19 protein-coding genes are annotated in these 18186 nt (G+C 65.5%); 12 read left to right on the forward strand and 7 right to left on the reverse strand.

The genetic code is table 11. From position 1 onward, the window contains the following. Window positions 1-29: 29 nt before the first annotated feature. The gene (locus AYJ57_RS06570) at window positions 30-824 is read left to right on the forward strand and encodes a helix-turn-helix transcriptional regulator (protein ID WP_066102872.1); all 795 of its coding nucleotides are present in this window, start codon (window positions 30-32) and stop codon (window positions 822-824) included. Here the strand turns inward: AYJ57_RS06570 and AYJ57_RS06575 are convergent. Next, a complete protein-coding gene (locus AYJ57_RS06575; RefSeq protein ID WP_066106785.1) occupies window positions 821-1447 on the reverse strand; it encodes a glutathione S-transferase family protein in 627 nt (208 codons plus the stop codon). The genes AYJ57_RS06570 and AYJ57_RS06575 overlap by 4 nt on opposite strands. Before the next feature lie 209 nt (window positions 1448-1656). Between AYJ57_RS06575 and AYJ57_RS06580 the strand changes: the two genes are divergently transcribed. Next, complete coding sequence (locus AYJ57_RS06580; protein ID WP_066102875.1) at window positions 1657-2811, forward strand: SRPBCC family protein; 1155 nt, start codon at window positions 1657-1659, stop codon at window positions 2809-2811. 75 nt (window positions 2812-2886) lie between these two features. On the opposite strand, the gene AYJ57_RS06585 is transcribed toward AYJ57_RS06580, so the two are convergent. Both AYJ57_RS06585 and AYJ57_RS06590 read right to left on the reverse strand, forming a co-directional pair. Further along, window positions 2887-3198: a DUF1244 domain-containing protein gene (locus tag AYJ57_RS06585; protein WP_066102879.1), complete on the reverse strand. Its 312-nt coding sequence runs from the start codon at window positions 3196-3198 to the stop codon at window positions 2887-2889. Between the two features lie 17 nt (window positions 3199-3215). Continuing rightward, window positions 3216-3953, reverse strand: coding sequence for an N-formylglutamate amidohydrolase (locus AYJ57_RS06590; protein WP_066106788.1), 738 nt, complete (start codon window positions 3951-3953; stop codon window positions 3216-3218). Between the two features lie 214 nt (window positions 3954-4167). On the opposite strand from AYJ57_RS06590, the gene pyk reads away from it, so the two are divergent. The 6 genes from pyk (at window position 4168) to AYJ57_RS06620 (ending at window position 8409) form a co-directional block, all read left to right on the forward strand. Beyond that, a complete protein-coding gene (pyk, locus tag AYJ57_RS06595; protein ID WP_066102881.1) occupies window positions 4168-5613 on the forward strand; it encodes a pyruvate kinase in 1446 nt (481 codons plus the stop codon). A gap of 160 nt (window positions 5614-5773) precedes the next feature. Then, window positions 5774-5998: a hypothetical protein gene (locus AYJ57_RS06600; RefSeq protein WP_066106791.1), complete on the forward strand. Its 225-nt coding sequence runs from the start codon at window positions 5774-5776 to the stop codon at window positions 5996-5998. 134 nt (window positions 5999-6132) lie between these two features. Continuing rightward, complete coding sequence (gene rpmI, locus AYJ57_RS06605; RefSeq protein ID WP_009504408.1) at window positions 6133-6333, forward strand: 50S ribosomal protein L35; 201 nt, start codon at window positions 6133-6135, stop codon at window positions 6331-6333. 17 nt (window positions 6334-6350) lie between these two features. Further along, on the forward strand, window positions 6351-6716 hold the full coding sequence (gene rplT, locus AYJ57_RS06610; RefSeq protein WP_066102884.1) for a 50S ribosomal protein L20: 366 nt from the start codon (window positions 6351-6353) through the stop codon (window positions 6714-6716). A 253-nt stretch (window positions 6717-6969) separates the two neighbouring features. Then, entirely contained in the window at window positions 6970-8040 is a 1071-nt protein-coding gene (pheS, locus tag AYJ57_RS06615; RefSeq protein ID WP_066102887.1) for a phenylalanine--tRNA ligase subunit alpha, read from the forward strand. An 84-nt stretch (window positions 8041-8124) separates the two neighbouring features. Continuing rightward, window positions 8125-8409, forward strand: coding sequence for a YrhK family protein (locus AYJ57_RS06620; RefSeq protein ID WP_066102890.1), 285 nt, complete (start codon window positions 8125-8127; stop codon window positions 8407-8409). On the opposite strand, the gene holA is transcribed toward AYJ57_RS06620, so the two are convergent. From holA to leuS, 3 genes are read right to left on the reverse strand one after another with little or no spacing between them, the layout of a single operon-like run. Then, a complete protein-coding gene (gene holA / locus AYJ57_RS06625; RefSeq protein ID WP_066102894.1) occupies window positions 8406-9434 on the reverse strand; it encodes a DNA polymerase III subunit delta in 1029 nt (342 codons plus the stop codon). The genes AYJ57_RS06620 and holA overlap by 4 nt on opposite strands. Beyond that, window positions 9431-9928, reverse strand: coding sequence for an LPS assembly lipoprotein LptE (gene lptE / locus AYJ57_RS06630; protein WP_066102897.1), 498 nt, complete (start codon window positions 9926-9928; stop codon window positions 9431-9433). Before lptE ends, holA begins: the two co-directional genes overlap by 4 nt. Next, complete coding sequence (leuS, locus tag AYJ57_RS06635; protein ID WP_066102900.1) at window positions 9915-12485, reverse strand: leucine--tRNA ligase; 2571 nt, start codon at window positions 12483-12485, stop codon at window positions 9915-9917. The genes lptE and leuS overlap by 14 nt, the downstream gene beginning before the upstream one ends. Window positions 12486-12709: 224 nt before the next feature. Here leuS and AYJ57_RS06640 point away from each other — a divergent pair, with 224 nt between their 5' ends. Next, on the forward strand, window positions 12710-13969 hold the full coding sequence (locus AYJ57_RS06640) for a glycosyltransferase (RefSeq protein WP_066102903.1): 1260 nt from the start codon (window positions 12710-12712) through the stop codon (window positions 13967-13969). 83 nt (window positions 13970-14052) lie between these two features. Here the strand turns inward: AYJ57_RS06640 and AYJ57_RS06645 are convergent, their stop codons facing one another. Continuing rightward, window positions 14053-14550 (reverse strand): DUF3576 domain-containing protein, encoded by a 498-nt coding sequence (locus AYJ57_RS06645; RefSeq protein ID WP_066102906.1) that lies wholly within the window; start codon window positions 14548-14550, stop codon window positions 14053-14055. A 280-nt stretch (window positions 14551-14830) separates the two neighbouring features. Here AYJ57_RS06645 and AYJ57_RS06650 point away from each other — a divergent pair, with 280 nt between their 5' ends. The 3 genes from AYJ57_RS06650 (at window position 14831) to AYJ57_RS06660 (ending at window position 18031) form a co-directional block, all read left to right on the forward strand. Continuing rightward, complete coding sequence (locus AYJ57_RS06650) at window positions 14831-15811, forward strand: porin (RefSeq protein WP_066102908.1); 981 nt, start codon at window positions 14831-14833, stop codon at window positions 15809-15811. A gap of 109 nt (window positions 15812-15920) precedes the next feature. Then, window positions 15921-17387 (forward strand): tetratricopeptide repeat-containing sulfotransferase family protein, encoded by a 1467-nt coding sequence (locus tag AYJ57_RS06655; RefSeq protein ID WP_066102911.1) that lies wholly within the window; start codon window positions 15921-15923, stop codon window positions 17385-17387. After that, window positions 17378-18031 carry a YggS family pyridoxal phosphate-dependent enzyme gene (locus AYJ57_RS06660; protein WP_066102915.1) on the forward strand — a complete coding sequence of 218 codons (654 nt, stop codon included), beginning with the start codon at window positions 17378-17380 and terminating at the stop codon, window positions 18029-18031. Before AYJ57_RS06655 ends, AYJ57_RS06660 begins: the two co-directional genes overlap by 10 nt. The last annotated feature ends 155 nt before the right edge of the window (window positions 18032-18186 follow it).

An 18186-nucleotide genomic window follows, 5' to 3' on the forward strand; every position in this document is an offset into this window, starting at 1 on the left:
GATCAGGGGGTATATACCCCCAAGGAGGTATGATGCTGCAGCTGCCGAACTCCGCCGAGGCCCATCTGGGGCGCACCATCGCGGCCCTTGGGGACGAGGATTTCCCCGCCGCTCTCTACTTGTGGTTGTCGCGCAGCTTCGAGATCGACAACACCACGATGCTCGCCTATTTCCAGTCCCGAAAGCCACAGGTTCTGTTCACGCAGTCGCGCGAAAAGCGGGTGCATGAACGTCTGGAAGAGGATTATCTTTCAGGGGCTTACCTGCTCGACCCCTTCCACGACCTGCACGTGCGAAAGGTCCCCGCCGGGCTCTATCGGCTGCGCGACATCGCCCCCGATGCCTTCCTGAGAAACGAGTATTTCGCGGCCTATTACCAGCGCACCACACTGATCGACGAGATCGCCTATGTGGCTTACCCGGCCGAGGGGGTATCCGTGCATGTCTGCCTTGGGCGCGACGCCTCTTCGAGGCAGAGCTTTTCCGCACGCGACCTGGACTATGCCCAAAAAATAGCCCCGATTGCCTGCGGATTGTGCGAAAAGCAATGGTCGAGCCTGTCGTCCTCTGGCGACTACACCGACGCTGCCGTAACCGGGCGGCTGATCGCCTCCCTGCAGAGCCGACACGGCATCAGTCTCAGCCCGCGGCAGGCCGAAGTGGCGCTGCTGATCCTGCGGGGACACAGCACCGTGTCGATTGCCCTGCGGCTGGAGATCAGCCCGCAGACGGTGAAGGTCTTTCGCAAGCAGCTCTACCGCAAATGCGGCATCTCCTCTCAGGGCGAGCTGTTCTCGCTGATCCTGCCGCTGCTGTCGGACTAGGCGGGCTGGGGCTGCGGAAAGAACACTTCGGCGGTCTTCATGCCGGGCAGCGCCTGCATCCGGTCGATCCATGTCGCCATGGATGCCGAGGGGGTGACACCGGCCTTCTCGAGCCACTGGACATACCCCCAGATCGCGCAATCGCCGAGGCCCGGCGCTTCGCCGTGGAAGAACGGGCCCTCGCCGAGCAGCCGGTCAAAATTCTCGCGGTCGGTCTCGTAGCGCCCGGTGAGCCATTCCACCGCCCCATCCGGAAAGCTGTCCCCGTGGGGACGCCGTGCCTCGGTCAGCTGCGGCAGGCACATGCCGATGCGGTTGGCCTCCCACATCAAAAGCTCCGCGCCGCGGCGCAGCCCCTCGGGGCTTTCGCCCCCCAGCACGCGCCAGCGCGACGCGATCTCGAGCAGGATCGCGCCCGATTGGGTGAGCGCCGCATCCTCCAGCACCAGCGCGGGCACCTGCGCCAGCGGACTGGCGGCAAGGAACGCAGGCGGGCGGGTCTCGGGCGCGGCCCAGATGTCGACAAAGACCGTCTCATGCGCGATCCCCGCCAGTGAGAGCGCCAGCGCCACCTTGCAGGCATGGCCGCTGTCGGGGTGGCCGTAGAGGGTGATCTGCGTCATGTCGGTCATCCTGAGTTTATCCGCGCCCAGTGTCTGCTGTCCCCGCGGGGACGGTCAAACGCTGTTTGGTGCCTCCCCCGATCACAAAGCTTGATGATCCCCCTGCCGGTGCTGGTTTCTCTTGACTGGACTGCGATTTGAGGGCGTGGTGCGCGCCGTCCCGCAACAGTTTCTTAACGCCCCTTGCGGCGTGCCTCTGGAGGCGCTGCATGACCATCCACGACCCCGCCGCCGAGCTGCGCGCCAACACCGCCGTGCCCTTCGAGGAGGCGCAGGCGATGCCGGTCTCGGTCTATACCTCCGAGAGCTTCCTCGCGCTCGAAGAGGCGCATGTCTTTGCCAAAAGCTGGCTTTGCGCGGGCCGGACCGACGCGCTGAAGGCGCCGGGCGATTATCTGACGATGGAGATCGCCGGCGAGCCGATCCTCGTGCTGCGCGACCGCGAGGGCGACCTGCGCGCCATGTCGAACGTCTGCCGCCACCGCATGTCGGTGCTGCTGGAGGGACGCGGCACCACGCGGGTGATCACCTGCCCCTATCATGCGTGGAGCTACAACCTCGACGGCACGTTGCGCGGCGCCCCGGCGATGGAGCTCAACAGCAGCTTTTGCAAGGACCAGACCCGGCTTCCCGCCGTGCGCTGCGTCGACTGGAAGGGCTGGATCATGGTCACGCTCGACCCGGATCTGCCCGAGCCCGCCGAGAGCCTGCCCGAGATGGACGATCTGGTGGGCTATCTTTGCATGGAGGACTACGTCGAGACCTTCCGCGAAGAGCACCGCTGGGACACCAACTGGAAGATCCTCGCCGAGAATTTCATGGAGAGCTACCACCTGCCCATGTGCCACGGCGGCACCATCGGCGGGGCGGTGGATCTGCGGAAGATGACCTGTCCGGAGGGATTTGCGGGGTTCAACTACCACCACATCCTGAAGGACGATTCGATCGCCCTGTCGATCGCCCACCCAAGCAACACCGAGCTGCAGGGCGACGAGCGCTACCGGACGTGGCTGCTGTCGGTCTACCCCGCGCTGCTGATCACCCTGACGCCGGGCTATTTCTGGTATCTCAGCCTCACGCCCGACGGGCCGGGGCACGTGAAGATCCTGTTTGGCGGCGGGCTGCACCCGGATTTCGTCGCCGATCCCGAGGCCGCCGCGCATTTCGAGGCGCTGAAGGGTCTGCTCGACGCGGTGAACGACGAGGACCGGGGCTGTACCGAACGGGTGTGGAAAGGCATGCAATCGCGCTTTGCCAAACCCGGCGCGCTGTCGCATCTCGAACGGCCGAACTTTGAGTTTGCGCGGTGGATCGCGGGGAAGATCCCCGAGAAGAGCCCCGAAGAGATCCCGGCGGCTGGCTGAGACCGAGAGGGCGGACCGGGGGTTTCACACCCCCGGACCCCCGTGGGATATTTTCGCCAAGAGGAAGGGCGGGGCTTAGCCCTTGTTGGTGACGTTTTCGGCGAAGGATTTTTCGAAGGCGGCTTTCTGTTCGGGGGTCGCCGCGTCTTGCTGGGCGCGCCACGCGTCGTAGGGCATGCCGTAGAAAATCTCGCGGGCTTCGGATTTGCTCATCTCGATGCCGCGTTCATTGGCCGCCTCTTCGTACCAGCGCGACAGGCAGTTGCGACAGAACCCGGCGAGGTTCATCAGATCGATGTTGGCCACGTCGGGGCGGTCTTCCATCAGATGCTGGCGCAGGCGGCGGAAGGCGGCGGCTTCAAGCTCGATGCGGGTCTGGTCGTCCATTTTGGTCTCCTCTCAAGTCAGTCGGGCGCGCGGGACAGCGCGGTCTTCAGCAGCGGTGCCAGCCGGGCGGCCCAATCGGCCTGATCTTCTTCGCGTTCGATCAGATCGTTGCGCAGTTCGATCAGCGTGTTGTGGCGGCCATGGTTCAGCGCGTGCTGGTGCACCGAATCCCCCGGCAGATGGCCCGGATAGGGCTGGTTGCGTCCCACCACCAGATCGGGCTGCGCGGCGAGCAATTCAAGCAGCGCGTCCGACAGCCGCGCGTCCCATGCGTGCAGAATGCCCACATGCCACGGGCGCGGCAGCCGCCCGCGCAACTGCGGCGTGAAGGAATGCACCGAGACCAGCGCCGCCTCGGGACGGTGCTCAAGCAGGCTTTCGACCGCGTCGTGATAGGGCCGCCAATAGGCTTCGATGCGGCGCGCGCGTTCCTCGGGGCCGGCGTGGCGATTTCCGGGGATCACCGAGCCATCATAGAGCCGCATCAGCAGCGTGGGATCGTCCTCGCCGCGGTTGGGATCGATCACGAGGCGGGAAAAATCGCTCCAGACCAAGGGGCTTTCCAGCGCCTCGGCAAGCGCGCGGGCGACTCCCAGCGCGCCTATATCATAGGCAATGTGGCGCGCCATGTCGGCCTCGGGCAGCCCGAGGGTTCCCCCAAGCTCGTCCGGCACGGTATGTGTCGCGTGATCGCAGGTGACCACGAACCTGCCTTTCCGCTCGGCGCCTTCGATATGGTAGGGAGTATGGGTCATGATCGCTTTGCACTTTGCCGTCATCTCTGGCGTGCCATGTCTAGATCAGTTGCGCCGCGAAGGGAATTCGACAATAAAAGGCGCAGCTGTTAGCGATAACCGAACCGTTGCGGGTGGTGGATGGTTTAACTTTGAACCACTACGCTGAGTGAGAATACGCAACTCCACAGCAAAGCGGCCCGCCGGGTCGCGGCAGGAGGTCGAGGAGTTCCAGATGAGACGTTTGCGCAAAGTGAAGATCGTGGCCACGCTTGGCCCGGCGAGCAACACCTACGAGATGATCCGCACGCTGCATGAGGCCGGGGCCGATGTGTTCCGCCTGAACATGAGCCACGGCAGCCATGAGGACATCACCAAGCTGCACCGCGCCATCCGGCAAGTGGAGAAGGATCTGGACAGCCCGATCGCCATTCTGGCCGACCTTCAGGGGCCGAAGCTGCGCGTGGGCGAGTTCGCCAATGGCTCGGAAGATCTGGAATGGGGCGCGACCTTCCGCTTCGACCTCGACGAGACGCCGGGCACCGAAAAGCGCGTCTGCCTGCCCCACCCCGAGATCTTTCAGGCGCTTGGCGTCGGCGCGCACCTGCTGGTGAACGACGGCAAGATCCGCATGCGGGTCGAGGAATGCGGCGAGGATTTCGCCAATTGCGTGGTCGAGGCGGGCGGCACCATCTCGAACCGCAAGGGCGTCAACGTGCCCGACGTGGTGCTGCCGCTGGCGGCACTGTCGGAGAAGGACCGGGCCGATCTCGAGTTCGCCGCGGCGCTTGGCGTCGACTGGCTGGCGCTGAGCTTTGTGCAGCGTCCCGAGGATGTGGAAGAAGCGCGCAAGCTCTGCGACGGGCGGGCCGCGATCCTGTCGAAGATCGAGAAGCCCTCGGCGGTGAAGGCCTTTGACGAGATCCTCGCGGTGTCCGACGGCATCATGGTGGCGCGCGGCGACCTGGGCGTGGAACTGCCGGTGCAGGCAGTGCCGCCGATCCAGAAGCGGCTGATCCGCAAGTGCCGCGCCGCGGGCAAGCCGGTGATCGTCGCGACGCAGATGCTCGAATCGATGATCGAGAGCCCGATGCCGACCCGCGCCGAGGTTTCGGACGTGGCCACGGCCATCTACGAAGGGTCCGACGCGGTGATGCTCTCGGCCGAATCCGCCGCCGGGCAATATCCGGTCGAGGCGGTGACCACGATGAACAACGTGGCGATCAGCGTCGAGAAGGACCCGACCTTCACCGAGGTCATGGAGAACTCGCGCAACATCGCCCGCAACACCGTCGCCGACGGCATCGTGGCGGCAGCGCGCGAGATCGCCGAGACCGCCAATGTGAAGGCGATCTGCTGCTTCACCTCCTCGGGCACCACCGCCGCTCTGGTGGCGCGCGAGCGTCCGCGGGTGCCGATCATCGCGATGACCTCGCTGCGCGGCACGGCGCGGCGGCTGTCGCTGACATGGGGCACCAACTGCGTGATGACCGGCGAGCTTGAGCGCTTCAAGCAGGCGGTGGTCAATGCCGCGCGCGCGGCGCGGGCGCAGGGCTATGCGGGGACCGAAGACAATATCATCGTGACCGCGGGCGTGCCCTTCAACATGTCGGGCACAACCAACATCCTGCGCGTCGCCCCCTGCGACGAGCGGCTGATCTATTCGACCGATCCCGAGTAAGCGCAGTCACGGTCGTAACTCACCGATGAACTTTCGCGGCGCGCGCCCCTCCCGGCGCGCGCCGCTGCGTTTTGATCTGCGCCGCCGCCGCGCTAGACTCTGATCGGTGCCGGCAAAGGCATGTGTCCGTTTGATCAGTTTCGCGAAAGGCCGCAGCGGCGTGACCCCAGATCAGTTCCTCGTGCTTGGCCTGCTGCTTGCCGGGTTCGGCTTGCCGTTTCTGGTGGCCGCTTGGGCCGAGCGGCGGCGGCCATGGGCCGGGGCTCTGCTGCTGGCGCTTGGCATTGGCTTTGTGCTGCATGCGCAGGTCTCGCGCCCCGGCGGCTATGGGCTTGCCGAGATCGAAGACGCGCTCTATGGCGTGATTGGCGCGCTGATCCGCTGACCGCGCGCCGCCCCTTCCCACCGATAAGGGCTTGCACCGCAGCCCGCTCCCGCCTATAGGGGCGCCTCTAACCGCGCGGCCGGCTCCTGTGGCATGCCGAGTCGCGCTGAACGCACTTCGTTAAGGAGACGAAAATGCCCAAGATGAAGACAAAGTCGAGCGCCAAGAAGCGCTTCAAGGTCACCGCGACCGGCAAGGTCGTGGCTGGTCAGGCCGGCAAGCGCCACGGCATGATCAAGCGCACCACGAAGTTCATCCGCGACGCTCGCGGCACCACCACGCTGTCGGCTCCCGACGCAAAAATCGTCAAGGGCTACATGCCCTACGACCGCTGAACAAGGAGTTCTGATCCATGGCACGAGTCAAAGGTGGTGTAGTCACCCACGCCCGTCACAAGAAGGTCATCAAGGCAGCCAAAGGTTACTATGGCCGTCGTAAGAACACCTTCAAGGTTGCAGCACAGGCCGTCGACAAGGCGAACCAGTACGCGACCCGCGACCGCAAGAACCGCAAGCGCAACTTCCGCGCTCTGTGGATCCAGCGTATCAACGCTGCCGTTCGCGCGCATGACGAGGCTCTGACCTACTCGAAGTTCATCAACGGCCTGAACCTGGCTGGCATCGAAGTTGACCGTAAAGTGCTGGCGGATCTCGCCGTGCACGAGCCGGAAGCCTTCAACGCCATCGTTGACCAGGCGAAAGGCGCGCTGGCCGCCTGATAGGCGCCAACGGCTGAGTTTCGAAACGCCGCTCCTTCGGGGGCGGCGTTTTCTTTTGCGCTCTCGCTGGGCTGTGACCTCGGCCCTTTACCTCGGCCTGTGACCTGTTATGGGGGCTCCGCCCCCGCCGCGCGATGCGCGGCTCCCCCGGGATATTTTCACCAAGAGGAAGAGCCGCGCGCCCCTGCCCTTGCGCAGAGCCCGCGCAGCCGGTACTGCACGACCCCGAAGAGATGCTCGGAAGAGGCCCCGAATGGACGACCTGCGCGACAAGTATATCGACCTGATTGGCAAGGCGGCGGATGAACCCGCGCTTGAGGATCTGCGGGTGCAGGCCGTTGGCAAGAAGGGCGAGATCAGCCTTAAGATGCGCGAGCTGGGCAAGATGAGCCCCGAAGAGCGGCAGGTCATGGGACCGAAGCTCAACGCGCTGAAGGATGAGATCAACGCGGCGCTCGGCGCCAAGAAGGCGGCGCTGGCGGATGCGGCGCTGAACGAGCGTCTGCAGGCCGAATGGCTGGACGTCACCCTGCCGGGGCGCAACCGCCGCGTCGGCAGCATCCACCCGGTCAGCCAGGTCTGGGAAGAATGCACCGCGATCTTTGCCGACATGGGCTTTGCCGTGGCCGAAGGCCCGCAGGTCGAGACCGACTGGTACAATTTCGACGCGCTGAACATCCCCGGCCACCACCCGGCCCGCGCCGAGATGGACACGTTCTATATGCACCGTGCCGAGGGCGACGAGCGCCCGCCGCATGTGCTGCGCACCCACACCTCGCCGGTGCAGATCCGCTCGATGGAAGCGGGCGGCGCGCCGACGCGGATCATCTGCCCGGGCCGCGTCTACCGCGCCGATTACGACCAGACCCACACGCCGATGTTCCATCAGGTCGAGGGGCTTGCTATCGACAAGGATATCTCGATGGCGAACCTCAAGTGGGTGCTGGAAGAGTTCTTCTCGGCCTATTTCGGCCGCTCGGTGAAGACCCGTTTCCGCGCCTCGCACTTCCCCTTCACCGAGCCTTCGGCCGAAGTGGACATCCAGTGCCAGTGGAAAGACGGCTCGGTCACCGTGGGTGAGGGCGACGATTGGCTGGAGGTTCTGGGCTCGGGCATGGTGCACCCCAAGGTGCTGCAGGCGGGCGGCATCGATCCCGACGAATGGCAGGGCTTTGCCTTCGGCATGGGTATCGACCGGATCGCCATGCTGAAATACGGCATCCCCGACCTGCGCGCTTTCTTTGATTCCGATCTGCGCTGGCTGCGGAACTACGGTTTCGCCTCGCTGGACGTGCCGACGCTGCACGGCGGGCTGTCGCGCTAAAGCGCGCTGCTTGGCAGGACCAGAGGGCCCGGTGCACCAGCGCCGGGCCTTTTCCTTTGCCGGCGGCGCGCCATCTTCTGGCCCATGAAGCTGTTCAACCACGCCAATCGGCAGCGCAACGCCGACACGCGGCGCGTCTACGCGCTTTTCGAGATTGCCCACACGCTCGTCGATTTCGGCGCGGCGGTCTGTTTCACCATCGGCTCTGTGCTGTTCTTCTGGAAGCAGTATGAAACCATCGCGATCTGGTTCTTCACCGTGGGCTCTGTGCTGTTCATGGTGAAGCCCACGCTGCGGCTGGCGCGCGAGATCAAGCTCTGGCAGATGGGCAAGCTGGAGACGCTGGCGGAGCGGGAAAAGGGCGGCTAGCGCCGCGAGGCAAGCCAGGCGAGGCGCACGAAATTGCGCTCGACCAGCGCCATGGCGGGCGCGCGGGCCCCGGCGGAGCGGATCGACAGATCGGTCTCCATCAGCATCGACAGCGCGTCTTCGAGCCGGTCGGCGTTCCAGCCCGAGGCCTGACGCACCATACGGTCGCGGCGCGGGCCGAAGAGCGGCGGGCGCAGGCGCTGCACGCCCGCTTGCGGGCCGCCCTGTGCCGAGGCCAGCGTGTAGAGCACGCGAAAGTGGCGCATGGCCATGATCAGCAGCGTCACCGGTGCCACGCCCTGCCCTTCCAGCCGCTGCATCAGCGGGCCGATCTCGGGCGAGCGGCCCTCGGCCACCACATGCAGGATGTCGTCAAGCTCTGCCTCGATGGAGGCGGGCGCGCAGGCGGCGACCTCCTCTGGCATCAGCGGCGCGGGATCGTCGAGCTTGTAAAGCGCGAGCTTTTCCAGAACCTGCCGGAAGTCGCCCGGCTCCAGCGCGCGGGCCAGATGATCGAGCGCATCGAAGGCGGCGCGATCAACCTGGGTGAGCCCGGCCTTGGTCAGCGCGGCCTCGATCTCGTCGTGGCCCGGAGGATCGGAGTAGATGCCGATGGCCAGCGCCTCGGGCGCGGCCTCGAAGAGCTTGCGCAGGGCGGATTTGGCGGTGAGCTGGCCCGCGGTGACGATGATCTGCGCGTCGCCGGGGCGCCAGTCGGTGAGCGCCGCGCCCATGATTTTGGCCAGCCCGTCGGTCGCCTCTTCCACGAACACCACGCGCGGGCCGGGGAAGAACCCCTGCGCCTTTACCGCGTCGAGCAGCATCGCGGGATCCTTGCGCAGATCACCGCCCGACATCCGCGTGAGCCGCATTTCCGCCTCGGCCTCGGGACCGACCAGAGCGGCGATCACCTCCTGCCGGCGATGGGCAACGCGCATGGCGTCCTCGCCGAACAGCAGCACGCCGGACCGCGTGGGATCCGGCTTGCGGAAGAAGGCCTGTGCGTCGCGCCCGGAAAGCTTCATTGCGGCAGGTCTGCAGCGACCAGCATCAACCGGTCGATCACCCGGTCGGCGAGCATGATCATCAGCCGCTCTTCGGCGTCGCGCTCCGAGGCCTGCGTGGCCGCGGTCGAGCCGGTGGTGGAATAGCCGGTGAAGGACGAGGTGGAGCCTTCGGTCAGCGTCTCGGCGCTGGCCGTGTCGCGCAGTTTGAAGCTGGCGTCGCCGACCAGACGGATGCGGGTGGTGTTGCCGTCAGCGAGCGAGCCCTGCCCGGCGCTTTCGGTGCGGATCGTCGTCTCGAGCTGATAGGGCGCGCCGCTTGGCGCGCGGCCCAGCCGCTCCTCGATCCGGCGGTTGAAGAGATAGGCGTTGGGGCTGTCCGGATCGCTCAGCGCGATCTGGCCGAGCAGCGCCTGCCCGCCCCCCTGCGGCCCGTAAACCGGGGTGAATCCGCAGCCCGCGAGCGCAAGCGCGCCGCAGGCTGCGAGAAAGGTTCGACGATTAGGCGACCACATTGACGATCCGGCCCGGCACCACGATGAGTTTCTTCGGCGCGGCCCCTTCGAGGGTCCGCACCACAGCATCATGTGCGAGGACGAGTTTTTCAATCTCTTCCTTGGGCATGTCCTTGGGAACGGTCAGTTCTCCGCGGCGCTTGCCGTTGACCTGAATCGGCAGGGTCACGCTGTCTTCGACCAGCATCGCCTCGTCGGCCTTGGGCCAAGGCGCGGTGGCGATCAGCCCTTCGCCGCCGAGCAGCTGCCAGACTTCCTCGGACAGGTGCGGGGTCATCGGCGACATCAGCTGGGCCAGAACCTTGGCCGCTTCGCGCTTGGCCGCGCCGCCTGCCTTGGATTTGCCCAGCACGCCGGTGAAGGCATAGAGCTTGGCGATGGCCGCGTTGAAGCCGAAGCTTTCGACGCCCATGGTCACATCGTGGATCGCCTTGTGCATCTCGCGCAGCAGGGCTTTGTCTTCTGCGCTCTCGGGCGCGTCCGACTCGGCGATCTCTGCGGCGATGCGGTAGACCCGTGCGAGGTGTTTGGACGCGGCCTCGGCCCCCGAAGCGGTCCATTCCACGTCACGCTCGGGCGGGCTGTCCGACAGCACGAACCAGCGCGCGGTATCGGCGCCGTACTGGCCGATGATCGCGACCGGGTCGACCACGTTGTTCTTGGACTTGGACATTTTGGCCGAGGGGATGATCTCGACCTCGGTGCCGTCCGCAAGGAAGCCCTTGCCGTCCTTCAGTTCCACCGCCTCGGGGTAGTGGTAGACCGGGCGGCCTTCGGCGTTGCGCGTCTGATAGATCGCGTGGGTCACCATGCCTTGGGTGAAGAGCGCGTTGAACGGCTCCTTGCTCTTTTCGGGCAGGTGGCCGGTGATGTGCATCGCGCGGGCGAAGAAGCGCGAATAGAGCAGGTGCAGGATCGCGTGCTCGATGCCGCCGATATATTGATCGACGTTCATCCAATACTCGGCCTCGGCCATGTCGATGGGCGTCTCGGCGCGCGGCGAGGTGAAGCGGGCGAAGTACCAGCTCGAATCGACGAAGGTGTCCATCGTGTCGGTCTCGCGCCGCGCCGGGGCACCACAGGACGGGCAGGAACAGTTACGCCACGAGGGGTGACGGTCGAGCGGGTTGCCCGGCACCGAGAAGTCGATCGGCGTGCCGTCTTCGTCGTAGGGCAGCGCGATCGGAAGGTTTTCCTTCTTCTCGGGCACCACGCCGCAAGCCTCGCAATGAACCACGGGAATCGGCGCGCCCCAGTAGCGCTGGCGCGACAGGCCCCAGTCGCGCAGGCGGTATTTGGTCACGCCTTCGCCGATGCCTTTCGACGCGCAGAAGTCGACGGCGGCGTTGACGGCCTCTTCGCCGGTCTGCACCTCTTCCCCGGCGACGAGACGGGTGTAGCGCACCTTCTCGGTCTTGGCGGGAACGAAGGGCTCTGCTTGGATGTCGATCTCACCCTCGAGCGGCACGAAGGTTTCGACGATCGGCAGGTCGTATTTGCTGCAGAAGTCGTGGTCGCGCTGGTCGTGGCCCGGGCAGCCGAAGATCGCGCCGGTGCCGTAATCCATGAGGATGAAGTTGGCGATATAGACCGGCAGTTCCCAGCTGTCGTCGAACGGGTGACGCACCTTGATGCCGGTGTCGAAGCCACGCTTCTCGGCCTTCTCCAGCTCTTCTTCCGAGGTGCCCATGCGGCGGCACTCGGCGACGAAAGCGGCAAGCTCGGGGTTGCCCTGCTCCAGCTCCTTGGCGAGCGGATGGTCCGGCGAGATGCCGACGAAGGACGCGCCGTGCAGCGTGTCGGGCCGGGTGGTGTAGCACTCGATCTTGTCGAAGCCCTCGGGGGCATTGAGCGTGTCGAAGGAGAACTGCAGACCGCGCGAGCGGCCAATCCAGTTCGCCTGCATCAGCTTCACCTTGGCGGGCCAGTCATCGAGCGTGTCGAGCGCGTCGAGCAGCTCGCCCGAGAAGTCCGAGATCTTGAAGAACCACTGGGTGAGTTCCTTGCGCTCCACGAGCGCGCCCGAGCGCCAGCCGCGACCGTTCTCGACCTGCTCGTTGGCGAGCACGGTCATGTCGACCGGATCCCAGTTCACCACGGCGTTCTTGCGGTAGACGAGCCCCTTATCGAGCATGTCGAGGAACAGCGCCTGCTGCTGGCCGTAGTATTCCGGATCGCAGGTGGCGAACATGCGCGACCAGTCGAGGCCAAAGCCCAGCGGCTTCATCTGCTCCACCATCGTGTCGATGTTGGAATAGGTCCAGTCCTTGGGGTGACCGCCCGAAGCCATCGCGGCGTTCTCGGCGGGCATGCCGAAGGCGTCAAAGCCCATCGGGTGCAGCACGTTGAAGCCGTTCTGCTTTTTGTAGCGGGCGATCACGTCACCCATCGTGTAGTTGCGGACGTGGCCGATGTGGATGCGCCCCGAGGGGTAGGGGAACATTTCCAGCACGTAGTATTTCGGCTTGTCGGCCGAGCGGGTGGCCTTGAAGGTCAGGGCCTCTTCCCAGGCGGCCTGCCATTTCGGCTCGATCGTGGCGGGGTCGTAGCGCGACATAATCTGTTGTCCCTCAGAGCGGATGGGGTCGGTGCGGATGGGTCTTGCCGGGTGATAGGGCAGGCCCCGGCGGGCGTCCAGTGCCCTCTCCCGGCTGGCAGCGGCTGACGGCGACATTTCAGCAACCTCTTGGCGTCAAAAGACCCATAAGCGGCGTTTCACGTTGGTTCGCGTTTCGCCGCGTGGAAAAGTGCCACCCGTTTAGGGACCGATGACCGACGACCATGAAAATACTTTGCATTCACCAGAATTTCCCCGGCCAATACAAGCACCTCGCCCCGGAATTGGTCCGCCTCGGCCATGAGGTCACCGCGCTGACCCCGAAGGTCAAAAAGCCGACGGTCTGGAATGGCGTCAAAGTGATCCCCTATGAGATCCGCGGCAGCAGCACCCGCGGCATCCACCCCTATCTCACCGATTTCGAAACCAAGGTGCTGCGCGGCGTCAGCTGCTGCAACGCGGCGCAGCAGCTGCGGCAGAGCGGCTATGAGCCGGATGTGATTCTGGCCCACCACGGCTGGGGCGAGAGCCTGTTTCTGAAGGATGTCTGGCCCAAGGCGCGGCTGGGGCTCTATTGCGAGCTTTACCATCTGACCACGCCGGAGTTCATCGACTTCGACCGCGAGTTCAGCAAACCCGCCTCGCTGAGTGAAGCGCAGCGCATCCGCATGAAGAACCTCAACAACCGGATGCACGAGGAGGTCATGGACGCGGGCATCAGCCCCACGGGCTTTCAGGCGGGCACCTTCCCCGAGCGCTGGCAGGATAGGCTGACCGTCGCCCACGATGGCATCGACACCGATCTGGTGGTGCCCAATCCCGATGCGCGGCTGGATCTCGAGGGCGGCACCGTGCTGACCCGCGACGATGAGGTGATCACCTTCATCAACCGCAACCTAGAGCCCTATCGCGGCTATCACGTCTTCATGCGCGCCCTACCCGAGATCCTGCGCCTCCGCCCGAATGCCCATGTCACGCTGATCGGCGGCGACGAGGTGAGCTATGGTGCCAAGGCCCCGGGCGGGAAGAGCTGGAAGCAGATCTACATCGACGAGGTGCGCGGCCAGATCCCCGATGCCGATTGGGCGCGGGTGCACTTCCTTGGCAGGGTGCCCTACGACCGCTTCCTTGCGATGATGCAGGTGAGCCGGGTGCACGTCTATCTGACCTACCCCTTCGTGCTGAGCTGGTCGCTGCTTGAAGCGATGAGCGCCGGCTGCGCCATCCTCGCCAGCGACACCGCGCCGGTGCGCGAGGCGCTGACCGAGGGGGAAACCGGCTGGATGGTGGATTTCTTCGACCGCGACGCGCTGGTCGAGCGGCTCTGTACGCTGCTCGACGATCCCGAGACCCGCGCCCGCCTTGGCGCCGCGGCCCGCGCCCATGTCCGCGCCCATTACGATCTGCGCAGCCATTGCCTGCCGCGCCACGTCGACTGGGTGACCCGGCTGGGAGAGATGCAGCCGCGCCCGCCGCGGGACTGAGGCACCCCGCCCACGATCAGCCCTATGCAAAAGAAAAGGCCCAGAGCGTTCTCCGGGCCTTCGTAATCTGCTGAAGGGCTGCCTCAGATGCGGCTGTCGACCGCGCGGATTTGCCGTGCGCGGGTCAGGATCGCATCTTCGACCGCATGCACCGTAGAAGCGCTGGCCGGACCCGAGCGGGTCATCAGCGCGACATTGAGCGACCGCGCGTCCAGCGCCGGGTCCGAGACGAGGATCGTCGCGCGATAGGCGGTGCCGCCGCCCGGCGGGGTGCCGTAACCGGTGGTGATCACCCCGGTGAAAGGATCGACAGATTCGACCGGCAGGAAGTCCAGAACTTCGAGCGAGGCGTTCCAGATGTATTTGTTCACCGCGCCGACTCGGCCCGCATCGGGCTTGGACTTAAAAATGTCCCAAACGGTCGACTCAGGCGCGCCGCGCCCGTTGTAGACATCCGCCTCCATGATCTCATCTGCCGAGCGGGTCTGTACCGTCTGCGTGGATGTCTGCTGGCTGCAGGCCGTCAGCCCGAGCACCACCGCTGCCAGCGAAAGCCCCTTCGCAAACCGCTTATATTCCATGAAACCAAAGCTCCTGACCGTCCGGTTGGTTGCCCCTGCATACTCGTCGGCACCGCGTATCACAAGCGGTCAATCCCGGGCCCGCCAAAGCCCGCTCCGGCACCGGCAGCGCCTTGAAAGGTCCGTGATATTTTTGTGGCAATTGCGCATCACTGATTTGCTTGATGGGGCCCTGCCCGCACCTGCGGGTTGCCAGGTCGGCCAGCCAAAGCGCATAGAAGCTCCCATCAAGGCCGGGCTACCCGGATTGGTACGTGCCTTAGAACACATGAGGGAAACAATGAAAAAGATTCTGTTTGCTTCCACCGCGCTGGTTGCAACCGCAGGCGTCGCCGCGGCAGAAGTCACGATCTCGGGCTACGCCGAGATGGGTATCTACAACCCGGGTGAGACCACCGACCAGGCGAACGACGAAGCTCAGTTCTTCACCGACATCGACCTGACCTTCACCATGTCCGGCGAAGCCGACAACGGCCTGGTCTTCGGTGCGAACATCGACCTCGACGAAGCCGACAACCCCTTCTCGGACCCGTGGGATCAGGGCGGTGAAGCTCTGTTCGTGTCCTACGGCGGCGCAACCCTGACCATGGGCGACACCGACTCGGCATACGACAAAACCGTTCCCGAGATGAACCTCGGCGGCGCAGGCTCGCTGGCTGACGACGAAACCATCCACGCTGGTTTCAACGACGGCGCAGAGTTCGACGGCGGCGTGAACGGCTCCGACGGTCAGATCGCTCGTTTCGACTACGCTTACGACGCGTTCACCTTCTCGGTGTCGGCTGAGCAGATCGCAGACGGCTCGAAGCCGGAAGACGTTGGCCGCGCAGACTCCGGCGAGACCCTGTGGTCGGCAGGCGTTGGCTACTCGGCAGAACTGTCGGGTGTCGACCTCTCCGCAGGCCTCGGCTACCTGAAGCTCGACGAGTGGGCCGAAGTGTGGGGCCTCGGCGTCACCGCAGGCTTCGCAGGCGGCTTTGAAGTTGGCGCGACCTACAGCGACATCGACGGCGAAGACGGCTTCGTTGACGATGGCGAGCACTGGGGCCTCGGCTTCGGCTACTCGATGAACGCCTTCTCGATCGGCGTGAACTACGGCAAGTACGACTGGGACGACGCTGGCGAAGCAGAAGGCTACGGCCTGGCAGCCAACTACGATCTGGGCGGCGGTCTCGTTGCACAGCTCGGCTACGGCTACAGCGAATTCACCGACGGCTCGGACGACGACACCTGGTCGCTCGGCCTGGCAATGTCCTTCTAATCTCTCCTGAGATTAGTCTGATAGGGAAGAGCGGGCTTCGGCCCGCTCTTTTCTTTTGCGCCTGCACCGGGCAGAACGGGCGCAGCGCATCTGAAGACGAGACATCCCCATGCTGCCACTCTCGGCCGCGCGTACGGCCAGCCTGCTGAACTCGGTCCGCCCCGCCCTTGCCAAAGGCAAATTCGGCGAGGCCCGCGCAGCGCTGGAACAGGTGCTGGCCTTGGAACCGCGCCGCGGCGATCTCGCCTTCCAACTGGCTCAAATCTGCTATCAGCAGGGCGACCGCGACGCCTGTCTCACCCATCTCGACCGAGCCGTCGAGCTTGCGCCCGATCAGCCTCAGGTCACCGCCCTTGCGGTCGAGCGCTACCGCGCCCTCGGCCGCCCCGAGCAGGCCCTCGCAGCCTATGACCGGCAGATCGCGGCTGACCCCAAGGCGATCAAGCCGCGCGCGGACAAGGCCCACTACCTGCAGCTCCTGGGGCGGTTCGACGAGGCCGAGACGATCTTTCGCGCGTTGATCAAGCGCCACCCCAATGCCGCCGAGCTTTACCGGATCTTCCTTGCCAGCAAGAAACTGAACCAGGGCGATCCGCTGCTGCGGGCCATGGAAAAGCTCTGGGCCCGCAGCGATTTGCCGGACGCGCAGCGGATGCATCTGGGCTTTGCGCTGGCCAAGGCGATGGAAGAGACCGGCCAGACCGCCAAGGTCTTTGGCTACCTGCGCCGCGCCAACGCGCTGCAGGCCAAGGCCGCGCCCTTCGACAGCGCCGCGCAGGCCCGCGAGTTCGCCGCCGTGCGCGCCGCGCAGGAGGGGCTCGCGCCCGGCGCGCCCGCCGAGCCGGACCTGCGCCCGGTCTTCGTCACCGGCATGCCGCGCTCGGGCACGACGCTGGTCGAGCGCATTCTCGGCGCCCATCCCGAGGTGACGGCGGGCGGCGAGCTTGGCCACGCGCTGAAGCTGGCCTATGGGCATTTCGGTGCCGGCGAGCAGATGCGCCGCCTCGCCGACGAGCCCCCCGCCCGCGTTGCCGCCTTTGCCGAGCAATACCTGCGCCTCGCCGCGCGCGACAGCGGCCGCCGGAGCGGCGTGATCACCGACAAGTCGATCCTGTGCCACCTGATCTTCGGGCTGCTCGACCACGCGCTGCCCGGCGCGCGCATCGTGGTGGTGCAGCGCGATCCCCGCGACATCGCCCTGTCGATCTACAAGAACCATTTCGCCACCGGCAGCCACCGCTACGCCAATGACCTGCCGCTGATCGCCACCGCGATCCAACGCTTCCGCGCCAATGTCGCCCATTGGAAAGACGCGCTGTCCGGGCGCATCCACGAGATTCGCTATGAAGATCTGGTCGCCGATCCCGAGCCGCACACCCGCGCGCTGGTGACGGCTGCGGGTCTGCAATGGGATGAGGCCTGCCTGTCGTCGCATGAGGCGTCCGGACAGGTGAAAACGCTCAGCGTCAGCCAGGCGCGGCAGCCGATCTATCGCGGCTCGGCGCAGGCGTGGAAGAAATACGAAACCGAACTGGCGCCTTTCATCGAGGCCTGGGGAGAGGAACCATGGGACTGAACGACATCAAGACCCGCATCGCCAAAGCCGAGCGCGACGCAGGCAGAGCCCCCGGCTCGGCGCAGCTGATCGCGGTCAGCAAGGTGCAACCGAACGCGCGCGTCGAGGCGGTGCTGGAAGAGGGCCACCGGCTCTTCGGCGAGAACAAAGTGCAGGAAGCCGCAGGCAAATGGCCCGCCTTCCAAGAGCGTTTTCCGGACGCCAAGGTGCATCTCATCGGCCCGCTGCAGAGCAACAAGGCGCGGCAGGCGATGCAGCTTTTCTCGGCGATCCACTCGCTGGACCGGCCCAAGCTCGCCACCACGCTGGCGCGGCTCGCGCAGGAACTGGGCAGCTGTCCCGATCTCTTCGTGCAGGTGAACACCGGCGAGGAAGAGCAAAAGGCCGGCATCCTGCCCGCCGAGGCCGACGCCTTCATCAAAGAGGTGCGCGATCTCGATCTGCCGCTGAAGGGGCTGATGTGCATCCCCCCGGTCGATGAGACGCCGAGCCTGCATTTCGCCCTTCTGGCCAAGATCGCCGAACGCAACGGGCTCGACGGGCTGTCGATGGGCATGAGCTCGGATTTCGAGCAGGCGATCGCACTTGGCGCTACCCATGTGCGCGTAGGCTCGGCGATCTTCGGCGAACGCGACTACAGCTGAGCCCCTGCCCGGCGCCGCCATGGCTCCGGTGGACGGCCTGCCTCCGTCGGGGATATTTGAACCAAGAGGAAGCAAGGCGTCTTCCTCTTGGCGAAAATATCCCGGGGGGTGAGGCGCCTCGCGCCGAGGGGGGCAGCGCCCCCCCTGCCGCCTTT

This window comes from Salipiger sp. CCB-MM3, from assembly GCF_001687105.1.
GTDB lineage: Bacteria > Pseudomonadota > Alphaproteobacteria > Rhodobacterales > Rhodobacteraceae > Salipiger.